4 protein-coding genes are annotated in these 1,956 nt (G+C 60.7%); all 4 read right to left on the bottom strand.

The features are described 5' to 3' along the window. The coding region (locus QCE79_RS32605) for a phage tail protein (protein ID WP_404989456.1) at positions 1-98 on the bottom strand (98 nt) is incomplete at its 3' end. A 1-nt stretch (position 99) separates the two neighbouring features. After that, positions 100-1,014, bottom strand: a complete 915-nt coding sequence (locus QCE79_RS32600) for a baseplate J/gp47 family protein (RefSeq protein WP_309851487.1) — start codon at positions 1,012-1,014, stop codon at positions 100-102. After that, entirely contained in the window at positions 1,011-1,367 is a 357-nt protein-coding gene (locus QCE79_RS32595) for a GPW/gp25 family protein (RefSeq protein ID WP_309851484.1), read from the bottom strand. The genes QCE79_RS32600 and QCE79_RS32595 overlap by 4 nt, the downstream gene beginning before the upstream one ends. Further along, positions 1,364-1,956, bottom strand: a 593-nt coding sequence (locus tag QCE79_RS32590) for a phage baseplate assembly protein V (protein WP_309851482.1), incomplete at its 5' end; no start/stop codon positions are given. The genes QCE79_RS32595 and QCE79_RS32590, both read right to left, overlap by 4 nt.

Genomic DNA, 1,956 nt, shown 5'->3' with positions numbered 1-1,956 from the left:
GGATCGATGAGCGTGGCAAGCGGCGTCGGAATGTCGTCAATAGATGCGCTCGTATCGGCAAACCGGCGTTCGAGCCGAGTCGCATTGGGCGGAAGCAATCTATTCAAGGCTGTACACCCCGTCGTCGATCAGTTCGATGCTGGTGCAAAAAGGCGCTTGCGTCTTGGACGCTTTGATACTTTGGAGCGGCTGCTCAAGCACGACCTTCTGAACGCCCGGTGCGCGTGCGGCCGCATAGATTCCATCGAGCGTGACTTCCATCCCAAGCCGGTGCATCTGCTCGGCGTAGCCTTTCATGGTTTTGTTGGCCTCTTCAAGCGCGACCGCGCGATCGGGGCCGGAGAAGAAGGTCAACCTCGCGCGCACCTCATATTTGATGACTTCAGCTGACTTGACCGTGACCTTATCGGTGAGCGGTCGCACGTCGCTCGCACTCAACGCGGAGACGACGGCATCAATCAAGCTCGCTTCGGCCGCGCCATCATCCAAGCGAGACAGGATCGTGACGAGCACCTCACACGGCGCGGGACTGATGGCGGTCGCGTCGAGCACATGAGCGTGCGCGTTGCGCGCAAGCGAGATATAAGCGCCTTCGGGACCTGCCACGGAGAAACGCTGTGGCGCGAGCTGCACCCGCGCACGCAGATCGGCATTGCCCTCCATCTTGGCCTTCGTCCCTTTCTCGGGGTCCGCAGGCGTGATCGTCTGCCGTTTAATACCAACGAGCGCGGCCAGATGATCCAGGTCTGCATCGACCGCATATGCGAGCATGATTCGGCGCGCGGCATCGTTCACGCGCTGGCGCAGCGTCATCTCTCGATAGGCCAGCAGTTGCAATAAGCGCACGATGGGCTCGGACTCGAGTTTGAGTGTCTCCGAAATTTCCGCCTGTTCCTCCTTGGCATGCAGCGAGACGAATTTCGCCTTCAAAGTCGACAACAAGGTGTCGAAATCGATCGTCTCGATGATGTCTGGCGACGGGAGCTTAGAAAGATCGATAGGTGTTGCGCTCATGTCACCCGTCCACTCAGTACGTCAACACGTGCGAGCACGGGCGTGCCGCTTAAAGCGGTCCAGCCTTCGATTTCGAGGTAAAGCACCCCTTGCGCCGCCTCATCGGCGACAAGCAGCACACGGGTCAACGTCAGACGCGGCTCCCAGCGCATTAGCGCAGTCGCAACGGCCGCGTACAGGCGAGTTCGCATCGCGCCGTTGGCCGGTGCGTCGATCAGATCGGTCAATTCGGAGCCGAAGTCGCGACGCTTGATGCACGAGGCAAGCGGCGTCGAAACGATCTTGCCGATCGACTGGTAGAGATGGTCGAGGCCGGAGATCCAACGGCCGTTGAGTGCGTTCATGCCTTTCATACGGTCCTCCTCAGTCGGCTCGTTCGTCGGCTCGCCCGTCGGCGTATTGCCGACTTTCCAACTCTTCCTCCAGCGGCCGCATTCATGCCCCTGAAACTCGCGCCTTTGATCGGCTTACTCGTGGGTGCAGTGGAGCCTTGAGCACGGTGCAAATGGCCCCCCACACTCACTCCGGCCGCCGTCACGTCCTTCGAGAATTGAGCGCCGCCGTCAATGCGCATCGCGTGGCCACCGCTCCCGCCCCCACCCTGTCCGCTCATACCGGACTGGAATGCAAATGCGCCTGCGACCGTCATCGACTTGCTGACGACGACATCGCCGTCGAGCGTAATGAGCTTTGATTTCAGCGTGCAGTCGTCGCTTTCGATCGAAGCCTTCTGCGTTTTGACGACAACTGCGCCCGGTGCGACGAGATCGATGGTCGCGCCTTCGGGAAGCTTCGCGGACAGCGTGTGAGCCGCATGGTCGTATTGAATCAGTGCGCCATCCAGATAAGCGGTCGCATGAACGTCAGCGCTGCGAGTGGGCGGCTTCACGCGCCCGCTAAGGATGCCTCCCCATACAACGCCTTGTGCGGGGTCGCCCATCG

This window comes from Caballeronia sp. LZ003 (assembly GCF_031451465.1).
Lineage (GTDB): Bacteria > Pseudomonadota > Gammaproteobacteria > Burkholderiales > Burkholderiaceae > Caballeronia.
Note: the sequence above shows the minus strand (reverse complement) of the source record. Positions and strands in the feature narration are given on the sequence as shown.

Coding starts and splice junctions, on each gene's coding strand:
- QCE79_RS32600 (WP_309851487.1), bottom strand. CDS start 1,014: ATGAGCGCAACACCTATCGATCTTTCTAAGCTCCCGTCGCCAGACATC.
- QCE79_RS32595 (WP_309851484.1), bottom strand. CDS start 1,367: ATGAAAGGCATGAACGCACTCAACGGCCGTTGGATCTCCGGCCTCGAC.